This is a genomic window from Caproiciproducens sp. (assembly GCF_053840905.1).
The window spans coordinates 31,669-48,610 of the sequence record NZ_JBNLXQ010000009.1 but is presented as its reverse complement, the minus strand read 5'-3'; the positions used below and the strand labels follow the sequence as shown (position 1 = coordinate 48,610).

The 16,942-nt window shown below is 54.5% G+C and carries 17 protein-coding genes and 1 tRNA gene; 5 read left to right on the top strand and 13 right to left on the bottom strand.

The window, feature by feature from the left end:
• Positions 1 to 116: 116 nt before the first annotated feature.
• The 5 genes from ACQGQ5_RS10550 to ACQGQ5_RS10530 are packed head-to-tail and all read right to left on the bottom strand — an operon-like array spanning position 117 to position 4,828.
• Entirely contained in the window at positions 117 to 839 is a 723-nt protein-coding gene (locus ACQGQ5_RS10550; protein WP_455736464.1) for an ABC transporter ATP-binding protein, read from the bottom strand.
• A complete protein-coding gene (locus ACQGQ5_RS10545) occupies positions 826 to 1,644 on the bottom strand; it encodes an ABC transporter ATP-binding protein (RefSeq protein ID WP_455736463.1) in 819 nt (272 codons plus the stop codon). The genes ACQGQ5_RS10550 and ACQGQ5_RS10545 overlap by 14 nt, the downstream gene beginning before the upstream one ends.
• Positions 1,641 to 2,729 carry a branched-chain amino acid ABC transporter permease gene (locus tag ACQGQ5_RS10540; protein WP_455736462.1) on the bottom strand — a complete coding sequence of 363 codons (1,089 nt, stop codon included), beginning with the start codon at positions 2,727 to 2,729 and terminating at the stop codon, positions 1,641 to 1,643. The genes ACQGQ5_RS10545 and ACQGQ5_RS10540 overlap by 4 nt, the downstream gene beginning before the upstream one ends.
• Before the next feature lie 4 nt (positions 2,730 to 2,733).
• Positions 2,734 to 3,627, bottom strand: coding sequence for a branched-chain amino acid ABC transporter permease (locus ACQGQ5_RS10535; RefSeq protein WP_455736461.1), 894 nt, complete (start codon positions 3,625 to 3,627; stop codon positions 2,734 to 2,736).
• 28 nt (positions 3,628 to 3,655) lie between these two features.
• A complete protein-coding gene (locus tag ACQGQ5_RS10530) occupies positions 3,656 to 4,828 on the bottom strand; it encodes an ABC transporter substrate-binding protein (protein WP_455736460.1) in 1,173 nt (390 codons plus the stop codon).
• A gap of 496 nt (positions 4,829 to 5,324) precedes the next feature.
• Between ACQGQ5_RS10530 and ACQGQ5_RS10525 the strand changes: the two genes are divergently transcribed.
• On the top strand, positions 5,325 to 6,113 hold the full coding sequence (locus ACQGQ5_RS10525) for a bactofilin family protein (protein ID WP_455736459.1): 789 nt from the start codon (positions 5,325 to 5,327) through the stop codon (positions 6,111 to 6,113).
• 66 nt (positions 6,114 to 6,179) lie between these two features.
• Here the strand turns inward: ACQGQ5_RS10525 and ACQGQ5_RS10520 are convergent, their stop codons facing one another.
• The 6 genes from ACQGQ5_RS10520 to ACQGQ5_RS10495 all read right to left on the bottom strand — a co-directional run bounded on the left by ACQGQ5_RS10520 (position 6,180) and on the right by ACQGQ5_RS10495 (position 10,257).
• Positions 6,180 to 6,998, bottom strand: coding sequence for an amidohydrolase family protein (locus ACQGQ5_RS10520; RefSeq protein WP_455736458.1), 819 nt, complete (start codon positions 6,996 to 6,998; stop codon positions 6,180 to 6,182).
• A 70-nt stretch (positions 6,999 to 7,068) separates the two neighbouring features.
• Positions 7,069 to 7,332, bottom strand: coding sequence for a 30S ribosomal protein S18 (gene rpsR / locus ACQGQ5_RS10515; protein ID WP_455736457.1), 264 nt, complete (start codon positions 7,330 to 7,332; stop codon positions 7,069 to 7,071).
• Positions 7,333 to 7,375: 43 nt separating this feature from the next.
• Positions 7,376 to 7,831, bottom strand: a complete 456-nt coding sequence (locus tag ACQGQ5_RS10510) for a single-stranded DNA-binding protein (protein WP_455736456.1) — start codon at positions 7,829 to 7,831, stop codon at positions 7,376 to 7,378.
• 18 nt (positions 7,832 to 7,849) lie between these two features.
• The gene (rpsF, locus tag ACQGQ5_RS10505; protein WP_141827864.1) at positions 7,850 to 8,146 is read right to left on the bottom strand and encodes a 30S ribosomal protein S6; all 297 of its coding nucleotides are present in this window, start codon (positions 8,144 to 8,146) and stop codon (positions 7,850 to 7,852) included.
• Between the two features lie 120 nt (positions 8,147 to 8,266).
• Positions 8,267 to 9,142, bottom strand: coding sequence for a UTP--glucose-1-phosphate uridylyltransferase (locus ACQGQ5_RS10500; protein WP_455736455.1), 876 nt, complete (start codon positions 9,140 to 9,142; stop codon positions 8,267 to 8,269).
• Positions 9,143 to 9,159: 17 nt separating this feature from the next.
• The gene (locus ACQGQ5_RS10495) at positions 9,160 to 10,257 is read right to left on the bottom strand and encodes an RING finger protein (RefSeq protein WP_455736454.1); all 1,098 of its coding nucleotides are present in this window, start codon (positions 10,255 to 10,257) and stop codon (positions 9,160 to 9,162) included.
• A gap of 335 nt (positions 10,258 to 10,592) precedes the next feature.
• Here ACQGQ5_RS10495 and prfB point away from each other — a divergent pair, with 335 nt between their 5' ends.
• On the top strand, positions 10,593 to 11,720 hold the full coding sequence (gene prfB, locus ACQGQ5_RS10490; RefSeq protein ID WP_455736453.1) for a peptide chain release factor 2: 1,128 nt from the start codon (positions 10,593 to 10,595) through the stop codon (positions 11,718 to 11,720).
• A 39-nt stretch (positions 11,721 to 11,759) separates the two neighbouring features.
• Here the strand turns inward: prfB and ACQGQ5_RS10485 are convergent, their stop codons facing one another.
• Positions 11,760 to 12,755: an ATP-binding protein gene (locus tag ACQGQ5_RS10485; protein WP_455736452.1), complete on the bottom strand. Its 996-nt coding sequence runs from the start codon at positions 12,753 to 12,755 to the stop codon at positions 11,760 to 11,762.
• A complete protein-coding gene (locus ACQGQ5_RS10480; RefSeq protein ID WP_455736451.1) occupies positions 12,752 to 13,783 on the bottom strand; it encodes a DnaD domain protein in 1,032 nt (343 codons plus the stop codon). The genes ACQGQ5_RS10485 and ACQGQ5_RS10480 overlap by 4 nt, the downstream gene beginning before the upstream one ends.
• Positions 13,784 to 13,939: 156 nt before the next feature.
• Here ACQGQ5_RS10480 and ACQGQ5_RS10475 point away from each other — a divergent pair.
• The 3 genes from ACQGQ5_RS10475 (at position 13,940) to ACQGQ5_RS10465 (ending at position 16,862) form a co-directional block, all read left to right on the top strand.
• Positions 13,940 to 14,015, top strand: a tRNA-Gly gene (locus tag ACQGQ5_RS10475).
• 143 nt (positions 14,016 to 14,158) lie between these two features.
• Positions 14,159 to 15,979, top strand: a complete 1,821-nt coding sequence (gene typA / locus ACQGQ5_RS10470; protein WP_455736450.1) for a translational GTPase TypA — start codon at positions 14,159 to 14,161, stop codon at positions 15,977 to 15,979.
• A gap of 1 nt (position 15,980) precedes the next feature.
• The gene (locus tag ACQGQ5_RS10465; RefSeq protein WP_455736449.1) at positions 15,981 to 16,862 is read left to right on the top strand and encodes an exonuclease domain-containing protein; all 882 of its coding nucleotides are present in this window, start codon (positions 15,981 to 15,983) and stop codon (positions 16,860 to 16,862) included.
• Positions 16,863 to 16,942: the final 80 nt, after the last annotated feature.

The following is a 16,942-nucleotide window of genomic DNA, read 5'->3' as shown; positions in this document are numbered from 1 at the left end:
GGAGGTGACGCGCCCGACGCGTCGGAGGGAGTGAAAAAAGACTGCTGATATCGAATTCCCTCAGTCAGGCTTCGCCTGACAGCCCCCTCATCGAGGGGGCCAAAACTTGTTATTGCTTACTGCGCCGGAAGCTCGTGCTTTTTGTTGCCCAGATAGGCGGCTTTGACTTCGGCGTTTTCCAGAAGCTCCCGTCCCTTGCCGGAAAGCTTGATGCGCCCCGTTTCAAGCACGTGCCCCTGGTCCGCCACCCGCAGCGCCAGATTGGCGTTCTGTTCAATCAGAAGGATGGTGACGCCCAGCTTGTTGATCTCCCTGATGATTTCAAAAATGCCCTTGACTACCAGCGGGGCAAGGCCGAGCGAAGGTTCATCCATCATAATCAGCTCCGGCTTGCTCATGAGCGCGCGGCCCACGGCCAGCATCTGCTGTTCGCCGCCGGAAAGGGTTCCGGCAAGCTGCCACGAGCGTTCCTTCAGGCGGGGAAAAAGTTCGTAAACCCATTTGATATCCTCTGAGTAATCGTCTTTTCTCATGTATGCGCCGATTTTCAGGTTTTCGAAAACCGTCAGGTTCGGGAAAATACGGCGGCCTTCCGGAACCAGCGTGATTCTGTGCCGTACGATTTCCTCCGAAGGTTTTCCGGTAATGTCTTCGTCATTATAAAGGATCCTGCCGCTCTGCGGCTTGACCAGGCCGACCACGGCGCGCAGGGTGGTGCTTTTTCCCGCGCCGTTTGCGCCGATCAGCGTAACGATGCTCTTGTCCGGCACTTCAAAGGAAATGCCCTTGACGGCTTCGATGCCGCCGTAGGAGACATATAAATTCTCAATTTTCAGCATCTTCGTCCACCCCCAGATAAGCCTCTACCACACGCGGGTTGTTCTGTATTTCAGCGGGTGTCCCCTTGCCGATCGTCTGGCCGAAGTCCAGCACATAAATCCGGTCGGATATCTCCATCACCAGATCCATATGGTGCTCGATCAGGAAAACCGTCAGGTTGAAATCCTGCTGGATCTGCTTGATGGAGGCGGTCAGGTCCTCGGTTTCCTGCGGATTCATCCCGGCCGCGGGCTCGTCAAGCAGAAGAAGCTCCGGCTTGGTGGCCAGCGCGCGCGCAATTTCAAGGTGGCGCTGCTGTCCGTAGGGGAGGGAGCTTGCGACGGCGTCTTTCACGTCGGCCAGCCCCATCCTTTCCAGAAGCTCCTCGCTTTCCTTACGCATCCTTTTCTCGGCGCGGACCGCGCCCGGAAGCCGCAGGGTTGCGCTGAAAAGATTGCTTTTCATGGAAAAATGCTTCGCGATGATGATATTGTCGAATACGGACAAATCCTTAAACAGGCGGATATTCTGAAAGGTGCGCGCCACGCCCCTGCGGGTGATTTTATCAGGGCTCATGCCCGTGATATCCTCGCCGTGCAGAAAGATTTTGCCGCTGGAAGGGGTGTACACGCCGGTAATCATGTTGAAGGCGGTCGTTTTGCCCGCGCCGTTCGGGCCGATCAGGGCCACGATCTGATGCTCCCGGATCGTCAGGTGCAGATTGTCGACAGCGACGACGCCCCCGAACTGCATGGTCATATTTTCGGTTCTGAGTACGACGTTTTTATCGATGGTTTCATTGATGCTTTTGTTGTCCGGTGTCATTTCGTGCTGCCCCCTTCTGTGCTTTTCGGGGATTTTTTAGACTTGTTTTTTTCAAAGAAGTGAAAAATCCTGTCCCAGGTCAGTTCCGTTCTGCCCATTAGACCCTTGCTGTAGAACAGAACGATGATCATCAGCAGAAGGGAAAAGATTACCATGCTGAAGCCGGGGCGGAACAGCGAAACCTCGTAGCCGGCAACGGTCAGGGGTTCGTCGAAGGTGCGCAGCAGCTCCAGCCCGCAGGTCACGATGAACGACGCGATCACGGTGCCGCTGATGCTGCCCATGCCGCCCAGAACGATAATCAGAAGGAAGTTGTAGGTGAACGTAAAATAGAACTGCTTGGGGTCCACCGTGCCGAGCAGGGAAGCGTAAAGGCCCCCGCCGATGCCGGCGAAAAAGCCGCCCACGACAAAGGACATGACCTTGTGCTTGAACAGGTTGATGCCCATTGCCTCGGCCGCGATATCGTCCTCGCGGATCGCCTTGAACGCGCGCCCGTAGCTGGAATTGATCAGCAGCGCAGTCAGAATCAGGATAATGATGGCGACGCCGAATGACCACCACATGTTGTTCGCGTTATCCGGAATTTTGTTGATCCCGAGCGCTCCGTTCGTTATGCTCTGCAGGTTGGTGAGCAGGATGCGGATGATTTCCGAAAAGCCCAGCGTTGCAATCGCCAGATAGTCGCCGCGCAGCCGCAGCACCGGCGCGCCGATCAGAAAGGCCGCGGCTCCTGCGATCACGCCGCCCAGAAGCAGCGCCGGGACAAAGGGGAGATGAATCCCGGCAATGGCCGGATTCATGGGTTCCATATAAAAGATGGTGGAGCGCATATCCAGCGGGAGCGTGAAAATCGCCACCGTATACGCGCCGATCGCCATGAAACCGGCCTGGCCGAGAGAGAACAGGCCGGTAAAGCCGTTGATCAGGTTCATGGAAAGGCCGATAATGGTGTAAATTGCGCAAAGATTCAGGATTCTGACGACGTACGCGTCCAGATAGTTGTTCGCGAAATAGATCAGTGCCAGTACAATGACCGCAAGAATCGCAGTGCAGATGATGTTGCGCTTTTTTGTATCTTTCATCCTATCACACCTTCTCCGTTGTCTTTTCCCCGATCAGCCCCGTCGGTTTTACCAGCAGGATTAAAATCAGGAGGATGAAGGCGAACGCATCACGGTAACCGGTCAGCGGCTGGAAGAACGCAACCAGCATAACCTCGATCAGGCCGAGAATAAAGCCGCCCAGAACAGCGCCCTTGATGTTGCCGATCCCGCCGATGACCGCGGCGATGAAGCATTTCAGCCCGGGCATAACCCCCATCAGGGGGGATACCTGCGGGTATTTCATTCCCCACAGAATCACGCCGACAGCGGCCAGGCCGGAGCCGATGCCAAAGGTTGCGGCGATGACCAGATTGATGTTGATTCCCATTACGCGCGCGATTTCATAGTCCTTTGAAACGGCGCGCATCGCCATGCCGAGCTTGGTTTTATTGGTGACGAACAGAAGAATCGACATGCACACGACCAGAACGAGCGGTACAACGAGCGCGACCTTCTGAAGGGAGACCGTCCCAAGCGAAACGGTGGACATCAATCCCAGAAAATCCGGAAAAGCCTTTGGTTTTCCGCTGAAAAGATAAGTGGCGAGATTCTCAAGCAGAAAGGAAACGCCGATTGCCGAAACAAGCACGGAATCCTTCGGCGCGTCGCGCAGCGGGCGGTAGGCCACTCTTTCGATCAGCATACCCAGCCCCGCGGTCAGCACGACGACAAAAATACACGCGAAATACCACGGCAGGTGAAAGACCGCAACACCAAAAACGGTAAAGTAGGCCGCCATCATAAAAATATCGCCGTGGGCAAAGTTGATGAGGCGCAGAATTCCGTAAACCATCGTATAGCCGACGGCGATCAGGGCGTACAGGCTCCCCACCGCAATCCCGTTTGCCAGATTTTGTAAAAACAGTTCCAGTGTCATAGCACAACATCCCTACGTCAATTATTCGTTATTTTGCGATTGTAACCGTATCCTTATAAGTGAATTTTCCGTTTTTCACTTCTTTGATAATGGCGGAATCTTTGTCGGGATCTCCGTCCGCGTTAAAGGTCAGTTTTCCTGTGGCGCCCTCCACGTCCTTTGTCTTTGCCAAAGCACTGCGGATGGCGATGGAGTCGGAGGAATCGGCGGCTTCAATCGCCTTGATGATAACGAGGTAAGCGTCGTAGCCCAGCGCGCTGACCGCGGCCATATTTTTGTCGGGGTATTCCTTCTTATAGGCTTCGACAAACTTCTTGCCCTCTTCCGTTACGGGAGCGGAATCGTCGAAGAAGGTGGAGATGGTGGCGCCCTCCACGTCGGCGCCGCCCACGGAGGTGAACTCGTCAATGTCCCATGTGTCGCCGCCGAGGAACGGGACGGTGATGCCCAGCTGACGGGCCTGCTTCATGACCAGCGCGGATTCCGTAAAATTGCCGGGGGCAAAGACCACATCCGGATTGGCTGCTTTTACGGTGGAAAGCTGCGCGCCGAATTCCTGATCGTTGGTGTTGTAGTTAACGGTTGTTACAACAGAGTTCGGGTCGCCGGTCAGCTTGATAAAGGCCTCTTTGAAATATGTAGCCAGACCGACCGCGTAGTCGTTGGAAACCTCCTGAATGACGGCGGCTTTTTTCGCGCCGCTCTTAAAGGCGTAGTTCGCCATGACGGTTCCCTGGAACGGATCGAGGTAACAGACGCGGAAATAATAGTCGTTTCCTTTTGTCACCAGAGGATTCGTGCAGGAAGCGCCGACCGCGGGGACCTTGTTTTTCTTTACCAGATCGCCGGCGGCCATGGAAAAGCTGGAGCCCCAGGAGCCGATAATGGCGGAAACCTTATCTTTTTCAATCAGACGGGCGACAGCCGTGGTGGCTTGAGCCTTGTCGGATTTGTTGTCCGCAACAACGATTTCCACTTTTTTGCCGAGAACTTCGGGGTAGAGCTTGTTGGCGATTTTAATACCTTCGACTTCGGCCTCGCCGCCGGCGGCGTTTGCGCCCGTCAAAGGTTCAAATACACCGATTTTGATGGTGTCGCTGCCGGTTTCCGCGGAGCCGGACGCGGTGTCCACTTTTTTACATCCTGAAAATGCTGTTGCCGTCATTACCAATGCCAGCAGCAGTGCTGCAATTCTTTTCATGTCAGGTTGCCTCCTCAGTCAATTCAGTTTATTTTTGCGGCCCGTCCGGGACGCCTGTGAACGTTGTGTAAACTTTTTATGATTATATCATGCGGATATACAGAATTCAAGCAAAATGAATTTTTCGTTTTACGATCCGGCATTTTTCGCGGCATAATTTTCTCGTTTCCATTTAATCGGGCAGTATGATGAATATCCGTAACCGTAAAAGTGTAAATGGATTGATATAATGTACGCATGATTATTCTTTCAGGTGCCATTTTCCTGCAATTTTGCAAAAAAATTGTCCGATGCCAAAACGAAGCCGTGTGAAAATTTTTTGCATGGTTCCTGCAAAATGCTTATGAAATCCCCGAGTTTATACATTTTATTACAAAAAAGTTAAAAATTTTGCAAATAATACTGGAAAAATTTGAAAAAATAGATTATTATTAAAGAAAGTGGTGAAATATGTTTTTTTATATCATGATAAAACAACGTTTGTGGAGGCAGGACGATGGAAGCAGTCAGAAAAAACGAGAATAGCAGATTGATCAGTATTTTAAAAAGAATCTGGGACGGCCCGGATTACGAAGAAGAAGAAGAAGTTTCTTCCATGCAGTTTGGCAAATCCAAAATGGTAGAATATGCCCGTGAAGAAAACGTCGCGGAATTCAAGCTCGAAGTAAAAGAAGACGAGCCCGAGGACCTGCAGTTCAGCGCGCCCAAACCGATTGAAACGGGCAGACCCGAAATCCAGCCGCTGAAGTCGGATTTTCAGCCCCAGAAGCCGTACGAGCTTCCTACCGCCAATGATTACAATGCATCCAAGCAGACCACGGTGATATCAAAGGGCACCGTTATTGCCGGCGATATCAAATCGGAGGGCAACCTTGAGATTTACGGAACGGTTACGGGCGGAATTACGACCACCGGCAATATCAGGGTCAACGGAAAGCAGGTCGGCGATATTCAGGGCTCCAGCATTACGCTTTCGGCCTGTACGGTCCGCGGCAATGTCACCGCCACCGAGGATATGAACATCGACAGCGATTCCGTTGTCATCGGCGATATCAGGACCAAGAACCTGACGATCAACGGAAGGCTTCAGGGCAATATTCAGGCCAAGAACAGCATCGTCTGCCAGAGCAACGCAATTGTGATCGGCGATCTGAAAGCAGGCACGGTTACGGTGAACAACGGTGCCAAGCTTCAGGGCAAGCTGGAAATTTTCAGCGGCCAGCTGGGGGATATCCGAATTCAGGACGACGACAGGCCTGCCCGCCCCGCTCCCGCCGAATCATGAAACCATGAGAAATAAAAAACAGGGACGGAAATTTCCGTTCCTGTTTTTTTGCCGCTTTCGTTTTTTCTATGCCCGCCGCCACGATTTCGAAACCGGAAGCTTCAAAAGCTCCGCCGAGTTTTTCCAGTATATTTTCTCCTTTTGGGCGTCGGTCAGCCCGGTGCGCTCAATAAACGCAAACTGGTCGCAGGAACGGCTCCAGGGGCAATCGCTTCCGAAAAGCACGCGTTCCGCTCCATGCCGGTTCACCAGACTTTCAAACTGCCGCGGCGTACACCAAAACATGGACATCGCCGTGTCGAAGAACACGTTTTTCCCCATCAGGGATTCCTCTACCTCGCCGTACATTGCCATCCCGCCCATATGCGCGGCAATGATCGTCATGCGGGGAAACAAATCCGCCACCCTTGCGACGGCGGTGGGAGGGGCGTGTGTTCCTTCTGAAAAAAGGGAATCGCGGCCCGTGTGAAAAACGACCGGCAAGCCCAGTTCGGAAATGGCCTCGTAGACAGGGAAGAGTTTTTTATCGTCTATGAAAAAATCCTGATAATCGGGATGAAGCTTTACGCCGGACAGCCCCAGCGATTTGATCCGGTAAAGCTCTTCCACCGCGTTCGGCGCGTCGGGGTGCACCGAGCCGAAGGAGCGGATACTTTCGTTCTGTATGAACGCCGCCCAGTTGTTGATAACGGTTTGTTGGGACGGCTTTGTGGCGATGTTGAGCGCGGCGCAGACGTCGACTCCCCAGCTGCGGAGCTTTTCAGTGGTTTCGCCCACCGTGCCGTCCGTGCAGTAGGTCGCCTGACAGACGTTGGCGGAGACTTTTTTCAGCGCTCTTTTGGCAATCCGGTCGGTAAACATGTGGACATGAATGTCGATCAGCATAACAGACCTCCAAACAAAAGAGCGGGCGCCTGTGCGCCCGCTCTGAAAATCCAATTTGCAGTCAGCGGCGTCAGTCGCTGCTGAAGGGAAGCAGTGCGAGATGACGCGCGCGCTTAATGGCGATGGTCAGCTCACGCTGATGATGCGCACAGGTGCCGGTTACTCTGCGGGGCAGAATCTTGGCTCTCTCAGAAATAAAGCGGCGAAGCTTTGCAACATCCTTGTAGTCGATGGATTCCACTCTGTCGACGCAAAAGCCGCAAACCTTTTTGCGGGATTTACGTCCGCCGGGGCGGCGATCCTGTCTGTCGTTTCTGTCGTTTCTATCAGCCATGGCAATAAGCCTCCTTTTCTCATCAGTATTGAAGAGGGAATGCTTAGAACGGCAGATCGTCGTCTAAGGGCATCTCCTCAAAATCGCCGGTATCGCCGCTTGTGTAAGCGGGGGCCGGCTGCTCGGCGGGAATATCCGTTTTTGAATGATAATTGCTGCCCTGCGCTCCTGCGCTGTCGCGTTTTGACTCTGCAAAATGCACATTGTCAGCAACGACTTCAAACGCCTTGCGCTTGTTTCCGTCCTTGTCGGTATAGGTACGCGTCTGGATGGAACCCTGTACCGCAACCAGCTGGCCTTTGTGGAAGTATCTGCACACAAAATCCGCCGTGCTGCGCCACGCAACAATATCGATAAAATCGGCCTGACGGTCCGCTCCCGCTTTCACATAGGAACGGTCGACGGCAATTGTAAAGCTTGTTACGGAAACATCGTTCGGCGTATGCCTAAGTTCAGGGTCGGCAACAAGTCTGCCCATTAAAACAGCGACATTGAGCATTCAAATCACTCTTCCTTCTTAGCTTTCTTTCTTTATGATGAGAGAACGAAGGACACCGTCGGTAATCTTGTAAATTCTGTCGAGCTCAGCCGTAAATTCGGGAGCGCTCGTGAAGTTCACCAAGGTGTAGTAGCCTTCTTCCTGCTTCATGATCGGGTATGCAAGTCTGCGTTTCCCCCACTCATCAATGCTGTCGATGGTACCGTTTGCCTCGATCAGATCCTTAAACTTTTGAACCAGGGCGGCAATCGCGTCCTCACCGAGCTTTGTGGAGAGGATGAATACGGTTTCATAGGAATTCTTTACATCTGACATTATTTGCACCTCCTTTTGGACTTTGGCCCCGAAATAAATCCGGAGCAAGGATAGTAAGCCGAAAATTGCGGCTTAACAGAATAATTATATCAGCAAGGCATTATGAAGTCAAGACAAAAATCACAGCGTTTTGCAGAGCTCCTTCAGGTACGCCCTGAACTCGGGCCCGATATCCGGGTGCTTCAGCGCGACCTCCACCTGTGCCTGCATGATGCCCAGCTTGTTTCCCATATCATAGCGTTTCCCGGTAAAGTCCACCGCGACCATGCCCACGGAGCGGGCCAGCGCGCACATGGCGTCGGTCAGCTGGATTTCCCCGCCGGCGCCCGGCTGGGTTCGATCCAGAATATCGAAGATATCCGGCGTCAGGACGCATCTGCCCAGAATGGAATACAGGGACATGATTTTGTCGGGGGACGGCTTTTCGATCATATCCGTACAGCGGAAGTAGTTGTCGTGGATCGGCTCCACCTTCAGGGAGCTGTATTTGGTGATCGCTTCGGCGGTCACCTGCTTCACGCCCAGAACACCCTTGCCGAACTCGTCGTAAGCCCGGATCAGTTGGCCGCAGGCGGGGTCCTCGCCGATGATGACGTCGTCGCCGTACAGGACCGCGAACGGCTCGCTGCCGACGAAGGAGCGGGCGCAGTTCACCGCGTGGCCAAGGCCGCGGGTTTCCTTCTGACGGACGAAGTAAATGTTCGCCTCGTGGGAGAGGTCAATAATTTCCTTTAAAATCTTTTCCTTATCCGGGCCGCCGCTGGTCAGCTTTGCCTCCAGTTCCGGCACGCGGTCAAAGTGGTCCTCAATCAGTCCCTTGCCGCGGTTGGTGATAATCAGGATATCCGTGATACCGGAACGGACGGCTTCCTCCACAATATACTGGATGGCGGGCTTGTCCACAATCGGCAGCATTTCCTTCGGCATGGATTTGGTTGCCGGCAGCACGCGGGTCCCCAGCCCGGCGGCCGGAATGACAGCTTTTGTTACTTTCATTTTTACACTCCTAATATCTAGAATATTTGGGGCAGATAGAACACGATCATATAACAGATCAGAAGGCCGATCGCCAGAGAAGTGTTCACGCCGCCCTGCTCCTGCAGCTGAATCGCGGCAAGGGTCGGCTCCGGCGTATGACGATGGATCTGCTCGATCTTACCGATGCAGTGATTCAAATACCACTTGTTCGCGTTAAATCCCACCACCAGCATGAGGACGATCTGGACCAGCGCGATGATGGTCGGCACGCAGAACAGGAGGATCTGCTGGACCGGCTGCTGCGCAAGCAGCTCCGACACCTGCATCAGCTGGGAATAGGTGGGCGAAACCGTATCGATGGAAATTCCCTGCTGCTGCATCAGGGATTCCAGCAGCGGCATGGAAAAATTAAGGGACACATAGGTGGAAATCAGGTACAGAACGGTCATGACCGCGGTAATTATGGAACCGATTCTGTACTGTTTGCGGTACAGCATCCAGCCGCCCGAAAACAGGAACGCGCTGAAATTGAAACGGTTTCTGTGAAAACGCTTGAGGTTGAGGAATACCGGCAGATAATACTGGGTGTTGCCCTGTACCAGCTTGGCGAGGTCTCCCGCCGGGACGCTGCCGATCGGCTCGTTGGGGTTCACGCCGCCCATCGGGTCAAAGATAAACGGCATTGGCTGGCCCGGCTGACCCGATTGTCCCGGCTGACCCGGCTGACCCGGCGGAAAGGGGCCGCCCGCCCGGGGAAAGCCGTTCTGAGGGAACCCGTTCTGGGGAAATCCGCCGCTTTTGGGGAAACCGGCGACATCCTGCTGGTTCATGGTCAGCGACTGGCCGCAGTGGTCACAGAACATCGCGTTCTGTGAATTCAGACTGCCGCAGCGCGGACAGCGTTTGGTTCTGTTTTCCGCCCCGTTTGCCGCCGGGTCGGCGGCCTTCGGTTCCTTCTGCGGGGGAGTCCACGCGGCATGGGTGCCGTGTTTGTCCGAAAAAACGCATTTGCCCGCCTGCATGTAGCACTCGCGGTGATACGGCGCGCCGCATTCGGGGCAGACGACGATATCGTCGTCCCGCGCAAAAGGTTTTCCGCAGACAGGGCAGTTTAAACCTGTATAGTCAATCATAGTTTATCCTCCCATAATGTAGATATCAATCCTGTTATATGAAACTATTGTATATAATTTCAAAAGAAACTTCAATAATATATTCAATAAGTTTTCAGCTAATTCATAATTGACCGCGCGTCAGGCTTACGTCCGGCGCGGTGTGCGGGGCCGTTATTCCGTAATTTCATCTTTACATTATACACGGAATAATTTATAATTAATAACAATCCTTGCATTTTTTACTGAAAGACTCCACTTTGGTTCCCTTCCGGTTCCGTCGGAGGGAACACGGAATTACGCGATAAGCGGATTGAAAATCCTGTAATGGAATAATTTATTTGAAGGATGATAGTATGCTGCAGTTTGAAGAAATGAAGCTTGCTTTGCAGGAGCTGGAGCCGGATCTGGACGATCTGGCGGAAGCGCTTGGGCTTGAAGGCATGCGCGAAGAGATTGCGAAGCTCGACGAAAAAGCCGCTCAGCCCGGTTTCTGGGACGATATGAGCACTTCTCAAAAGGTTTTGCAGCGTTCCAGTATGCTGAAGAATAAGGCTGCCGCATATGAACGGCTGAAAAATTCGTATGGCGATACGCTGGCATTAATAGAGCTTGCCAATGAGGAGGGAGATTTATCCCTTTTGCCGGAAGCGCAGGAGGAACTGAAAAAGTTTCAGGATGAGCTGGAAGCGCAGCGCCTGTCCACTCTGCTGACCGGGGAATACGACGGCAAGAACGCGATCCTGACGTTCCACGCGGGCGCCGGCGGAACGGAGGCGCAGGACTGGGCGGAAATGCTGTACCGAATGTACTGCCGCTGGGGCGAGCGCCACGGCTACAAGGTGGAAACGCTGGACTATCTGGACGGCGAGGAAGCGGGGCTGAAAAGCGCCAGTATCCTGATCGAGGGCATCAACGCCTACGGCTTCTTAAAGAGCGAGGCGGGCGTGCACAGGCTGGTCCGCGTATCCCCGTTCGACGCCTCCGGCAGAAGGCACACCTCGTTTGCCTCCCTGGAAGTAATGCCGGAAATCGATGACGACGTGGAGGTCCAGATCAACCCCGAGGACATCAAAATGGACGTTTACCGCGCGAGCGGCGCGGGCGGCCAGAAGGTCAACAAGACCTCCTCCGCGGTGCGCCTGACCCATATCCCCACAGGGATCGTGGTGTCCTGTCAGGTGGAGCGCAGCCAGTACCAGAACCGCGACGTGGCGATGAGGATGCTGAAATCCAAGCTGGTCGAAATCAAGGAGCGCGAAAATCTGGAGCGCATCGAGGACATCAAGGGCGTCCAGAAGGAAATCGCGTGGGGCTCGCAGATCCGTTCCTATGTCTTTATGCCTTATACGCTGGTCAAGGATCACCGCACCGGCTTTGAGTCGGGCAATATCAACGCCGTGATGGACGGCGATCTGGACGGCTTTATCAACGCCTACCTGAAAGCCCAGAGCCTTGACGCCCTCGGCGAAAATATCGAATAAAATAAGCAAGGGGCTGCGCGACGCAGCCCCCGTTTTGTTTTAGCACTGACTTTTTAACAGCTTCTGCAGACGGTTGTCCCTTCCGCTGAAAAGGACGCGCACGTAATCCCCCATGATTCTGGAAGCAAAGCGCTCCGTGTACCGTTCCTGCAGCTCCTGGATGGAAAGGTTCGTGCTGATGATGGTCGGCTTCTGGGTCATCAGCCGCGTATTGACGATATTGTAAATTTCGGCGCAGGAAAACGCGGTTCGGAATTCCGTGCCCAGGTCGTCCAGAATCAGCAGGTCGCAGTCCAGGATCATGCGGCCGGTGTTTCCCTCGTCGCGGCCGAAATGCTCCCGTTCCAGCTTGGCGATCATGTTGTTGACGGAGCAGTAAACCACGCCGAAGCCCTTCTGGATGGCTGTGTTGGCAATGGCGAGCGACAGATGCGTCTTGCCCAGCCCCGTGGCGCCTTGCATCATCAGGCTGGGGGAGGAGGGGGAAAAGCTGTCCGCGTATCTGCGGCAGTTGCGGTATACGCCCTCCATGACGCTGCGCGGGGACCTTGCCGTGTCGCCTTCGGCTTTGTCCGGGTAAAAATCCAGCGAAAAGCTTTCAAAGGTGGAGAGCTTCAGCGGCGTAAGGGCGTTCAAGGAATCATAGGCCTGCGCGCGGAGAAGCTTCTTCATGCATTCGCACATCCTGCCGTCAACATACCCGGTGTCGCCGCAGAGCCTGCAGGAATACTCCGGATCCAGATAATGCTCGCCGCAGCCAAAGGAATTCAGCTTTTCTTTTAATTGATTCTGAAGGGCAAGATTTTCCGCTTTTAACCGGGTGAGCTGCTCTCTGGCGCTGCCGCCGCCCAAAACCGCCCTTGCCGCGGCGATTGCCGTGCGCGACAGGACGGACTCGATTTCGGCGGCTTCCGGGCAGATTCCGTAAAACGCCGCCTTTCGCTGCGCGGCCGTGTCCTCCGCTTTTTTACGGCGCTCGGAAAGAATCTGTTCCGCGCTCTCGTAAACCTCCCTGCTGTAGCCCAATGCGATCACTTCCTGTCAAAATTGTCAAACACGCTGGAACGCTCGTATTCTTCAATGTCATAGGAGGTTTTCTGGGGATTGGCGCTTTTGCGCGCGGCCGCCCTTTCCTCCTTGTCCTTCTGCGCCTGCTCCAGCGTAGAAATGCCTTCCCGGTTCCAGCGCTCCAGAATCTTGTTCATATAGCTGATAGTGAATTTTCCGGTGTTGTCCACACTGCGCTCATACGCCTCGTGAATCAGCGGAAGCGTGAACTTCCACTGTGCGACCCAGACCGAGGCGAACGCCTGCTCCTTGGTGGAAGGCGCGCGGTGGGGAATGCCGGCCGCCTGCTCTACCACCCGCCACGCCTTTTGGCTTTCGTCCAGCCTGCGCAGCTTTTCCTCCGCCTTTTCATGGGTGAAGATTTCCTCGTCGGCCCAGTTCATGGCTACTTTCTCTATGTAACGGGTGTTTGCCTTGCCGATGCTGACCACATACTGCAGCAGCATGATGATCACGTCCGCGGGCAGCCCGAAATCATCGTGCAGCATCAGAAGCATCGCGGAGTCCCCGTTGGAGATCAGCCGGCCCAGAATCTGCTCGGCCTCCTGCATCAGGCAGGCGATTTCCGTCGATTCGCCGATCCTTTTCGCGACAAAGGCGTTGTCGGGCTTTTGCGGGCGGAAAAACAGCCTGCGCGGTTTTTCGGCGGGTGCCGGCCCGGGCTTTTCCGGTTCGTGTTCCGGCCCTTTTTCCATCGGGACGGCTTCTTTATTTTCAGGAACGGTCTCCGTCCTTCCGGGAGGCGTCAGCTCTTTGTCTTTCTCACAGAAAAGCCCCGTCTGCTGCCAGTAGAGCATGGCGTCGGCGACGTCGGCCTTGTCAATACACAGCGCTTTCGCGATATCCGTCGCTTCAAAGGGGTCGCCCGCGTGGCGAAGCTCCCATAAAAGCACCTTCAGCTGAACGGAACCGGCCAGCTTGATATGTTGGTCAACTACGGAGCAGGGCACCGCGAAAACGGAGTTCCAGTCTCCGAGATTAATGGAATAACTCATAGAGGGTCACCTTTCCCTAACAATTCGGTTTTAGTCTTGTCTGTTATTATAGCATAAGGATGCGAAATAGGGAATTCAAAAAAAGGGGAGAATATTTTTGAAAATTCCCTTGACAAAGGTCGGGTTTTGTCATATAATTATCCACGCACCAAATCTGCGAATGTAGCTCATCTGGTAGAGCGCCACCTTGCCAAGGTGGAGGTAGCGAGTTCGAGCCTCGTCGTTCGCTCCAATATTGCGAAGCGCCGGTATACTGCCGGCGCTTTTTTGTCGGGCAGGCCCGTGCTTTATTCGCGGCGCTTATTCACAAACCTGTGGGAATGTGGTATAATATTAAAGTTTTGTGAACTTATGATTAAAGAGGGAATATCGATTATGAATTCAAGAAATGACATTCGAAATGTTGCAATTATCGCACACGTCGACCACGGCAAAACCACGCTGGTCGATCAGCTGCTGAAACAAAGCGGCATTTTTCGTGCCAATGAGAATGTTGCCGAGCGGGTCATGGACTCCAACGACCTTGAGCGCGAACGCGGCATCACGATCCTTTCCAAAAATACGGCCGTCATGTACGACGGCGTCAAAATTAATATCGTGGACACTCCGGGTCACGCCGATTTCGGCGGCGAGGTGGAGCGCATCCTGATGATGGTGGACGGCGTCCTGCTTCTGGTGGACGCGTTTGAGGGCTGCATGCCGCAGACGCGCTTCGTGCTGAAAAAAGCGCTCGGCCTCGGCAAAAAGCCGCTGGTGGTCGTCAACAAGATCGACCGTCCGGGCGCGAGGCCGGCGGAGGTGGTGGACGAGGTGCTCGACCTGTTCATTGAGCTGGGCGCCAATGACGACCAGCTGGAATTCCCGGTCGTTTACGCTTCCGGCCGCGACGGCTACTCCACGCTGGACCCGGATGTTCCGGGAAAGGATATGACGCCGCTCTTCGACGCCATCCTTCAGTATATCCCCGCGCCGCAGGGCGATCTGAACGGGCCGACACAGGTCCTGTTTTCCAATATCGACTACGACGACTACGTCGGCAGGATCGGGATCGGGCGCGTGGAGCGCGGCGAGATCCACAGCGGGGAAAACGTCGTCCTCTGCTGCCGCGACGGCGAGCAGAAGAATGTAAAGGTTGCCAAGCTGTATCAGTTTGAGGGCCTGAAGCGGGTGGAGGTGCAGGAAGCGAAGCTGGGCGATCTGGTCGCCGTTTCCGGCATTACCGGGCTGAATATCGGGGAAACCGCCTGCGCGCCGGACTGTATCGAGCCGCTGCCCTTCGTTAAGATAGACGAGCCCACCGTTTCGATGATGTTCATGGTCAACAACAGCCCGTTCGCCGGAAGAGAGGGCAAATACGTCACTTCGCGCAACCTGCGTGACCGCCTCTTTAAAGAGGTGGAAACCAATGTCGCCATGCGTGTGGAAGAGACCGACTCCGCGGATACCTTTAAGGTTTCCGGGCGCGGCGAGCTGCACCTTTCCATCTTGATCGAGCAGATGCGCCGTCAGGATTACGAGTTTCAGGTTTCCGGGCCGCACGTGATCTATAAGACCGTCAACGGGAAAAAATGCGAGCCGATTGAGCTGCTCATGATCGAGGTGCCCGACAGCTACGTCGGCGCCGTTATGGAAAAGCTGGGCAACCGCAAGGCCGAGCTGCTCAACATGGGTACGCGCGACACCGGCATGACCCATCTTGAGTTCAAGATTCCGGCCCGCTGCCTGATGGGCTACCGCCAGGAATTCCTGACCGATACCAACGGCAACGGAATCATGAACAACGTGTTCGATTCCTACGAGCCGTATAAGGGCGACGTCCAGACGCGCGCGCAGGGTTCGCTGATCGCGCACGAAGCCGGCGAGTCCACCGGTTACGGCCTTTTCTACGCGCAGGACCGCGGCCGCCTGTTCATCGGGCCGGGCGTTGAGGTGTACGAGGGCATGATTGTCGGCGCCAGCCCGAAATCCGACGATATCGTCGTCAATGTCTGCAAGAAGAAGCATGTTACCAATACCCGCGCCTCCGGCTCGGACGACGCTTTGAAGCTCACTCCGCACACGGTTTTAAGTCTGGAACAGAGCCTTGAGTTCATCCGCAACGATGAGCTGGTCGAGGTGACGCCAAAAAGCATCCGTATGCGTAAGATGGTACTGAGCAAAGAGCTTCGGATGAAACAGGCGAGTAAAAATAAATGATATGAGCTTTGTAATACTGGATTTGGAATGGAACGGGACCTACAACCGCCGGCTCAAGGGCTTTATGAACGAGATCATCGAGTTCGGCGCGGTGAAGGTGGACTGTGACCTGAACGTGGTCGATACCTTTGAGGCTCTGATCCGTCCGCAGGTCGGCAAGAAAATCAGCGGGAAAATCAAAACGCTGACCAGCATTACCAATGAGGACCTGAAGGACGGGCTGCAGTTCATGCAGGTCGTGAGCCGGTTCCGGAAATGGGCGGGCGACGCGGTGTTCATGACGTGGGGTACGTCGGATGTCCTTGCGCTGATTGAAAACTGCCGCTACTTTTGCGGCAACGAGCGTATCCCCTTCCTGAAGCGCTATGTGGATCTTCAGGCCTACTGCGAAAAGAGGCTCGATTACGACCCGGCGAAGCAAATGGGCCTGAGCACTTCCGCGCAGCTGCTGGATATCGACGAGGAGGGCTTTGACCATCACCGCGCTTTGGGGGACAGCCTGCTGTCGCTGCGGTGCTTTCAGAAGCTGTATGCCCCCGGGCAGCTGGAGCCGTTTGTTCAGGACGCGACAACGGATGAGTTTTACAACCGGATTCTTTTCAAGACACTGATTGTCTGCGATCTGAACAACCCGCTGATCAAACGGAGCGATCTGCATTTCAGATGCGATCTCTGCGGCGGGCGGGCGCACAGGACGAGCGAATGGCAGCTCAAGAACAAGAGCTACCGCGCGGAGTTCATCTGCTGGCACTGTCACCGCAGGTTTTACGGCCGGGTGCAGTTCAAGCTGAAATACGAGGGCATGGTTGTAAAAAAGACGATCCTTCCGGTCAATGCCGAAAAGGATAAAACGGAGGACGCAGGGCCTCAAGAGGAGAGCTGAAAGCCCTCCTCTTTTTTACGCCCGGATATTTGCATTCCCTTTTTTGTTATGATAGAATCAAGACAATCAATCCGGGAGGC

Bases quoted from the DNA above. Each gene is read 5' to 3' on its own strand.
- rpsR (WP_455736457.1), bottom strand. From the start codon at position 7,332: ATGGCTGATAGAAACGACAGAAACGACAGACAGGATCGCCGCCCCGGC.
- rpsF (WP_141827864.1), bottom strand. From the start codon at position 8,146: ATGTCAGATGTAAAGAATTCCTATGAAACCGTATTCATCCTCTCCACA.
- ACQGQ5_RS10550 (WP_455736464.1), bottom strand. From the start codon at position 839: ATGCTGAAAATTGAGAATTTATATGTCTCCTACGGCGGCATCGAAGCC.
- ACQGQ5_RS10545 (WP_455736463.1), bottom strand. From the start codon at position 1,644: ATGACACCGGACAACAAAAGCATCAATGAAACCATCGATAAAAACGTC.
- ACQGQ5_RS10520 (WP_455736458.1), bottom strand. From the start codon at position 6,998: ATGCTGATCGACATTCATGTCCACATGTTTACCGACCGGATTGCCAAA.
- ACQGQ5_RS10500 (WP_455736455.1), bottom strand. From the start codon at position 9,142: ATGAAAGTAACAAAAGCTGTCATTCCGGCCGCCGGGCTGGGGACCCGC.
- ACQGQ5_RS10480 (WP_455736451.1), bottom strand. From the start codon at position 13,783: ATGAGTTATTCCATTAATCTCGGAGACTGGAACTCCGTTTTCGCGGTG.
- ACQGQ5_RS10540 (WP_455736462.1), bottom strand. From the start codon at position 2,729: ATGAAAGATACAAAAAAGCGCAACATCATCTGCACTGCGATTCTTGCG.
- ACQGQ5_RS10495 (WP_455736454.1), bottom strand. From the start codon at position 10,257: ATGATTGACTATACAGGTTTAAACTGCCCTGTCTGCGGAAAACCTTTT.
- ACQGQ5_RS10535 (WP_455736461.1), bottom strand. From the start codon at position 3,627: ATGACACTGGAACTGTTTTTACAAAATCTGGCAAACGGGATTGCGGTG.
- ACQGQ5_RS10530 (WP_455736460.1), bottom strand. From the start codon at position 4,828: ATGAAAAGAATTGCAGCACTGCTGCTGGCATTGGTAATGACGGCAACA.
- ACQGQ5_RS10465 (WP_455736449.1), top strand. From the start codon at position 15,981: ATGAGCTTTGTAATACTGGATTTGGAATGGAACGGGACCTACAACCGC.
- ACQGQ5_RS10525 (WP_455736459.1), top strand. From the start codon at position 5,325: ATGGAAGCAGTCAGAAAAAACGAGAATAGCAGATTGATCAGTATTTTA.
- typA (WP_455736450.1), top strand. From the start codon at position 14,159: ATGAATTCAAGAAATGACATTCGAAATGTTGCAATTATCGCACACGTC.
- ACQGQ5_RS10510 (WP_455736456.1), bottom strand. From the start codon at position 7,831: ATGCTCAATGTCGCTGTTTTAATGGGCAGACTTGTTGCCGACCCTGAA.
- prfB (WP_455736453.1), top strand. From the start codon at position 10,593: ATGCTGCAGTTTGAAGAAATGAAGCTTGCTTTGCAGGAGCTGGAGCCG.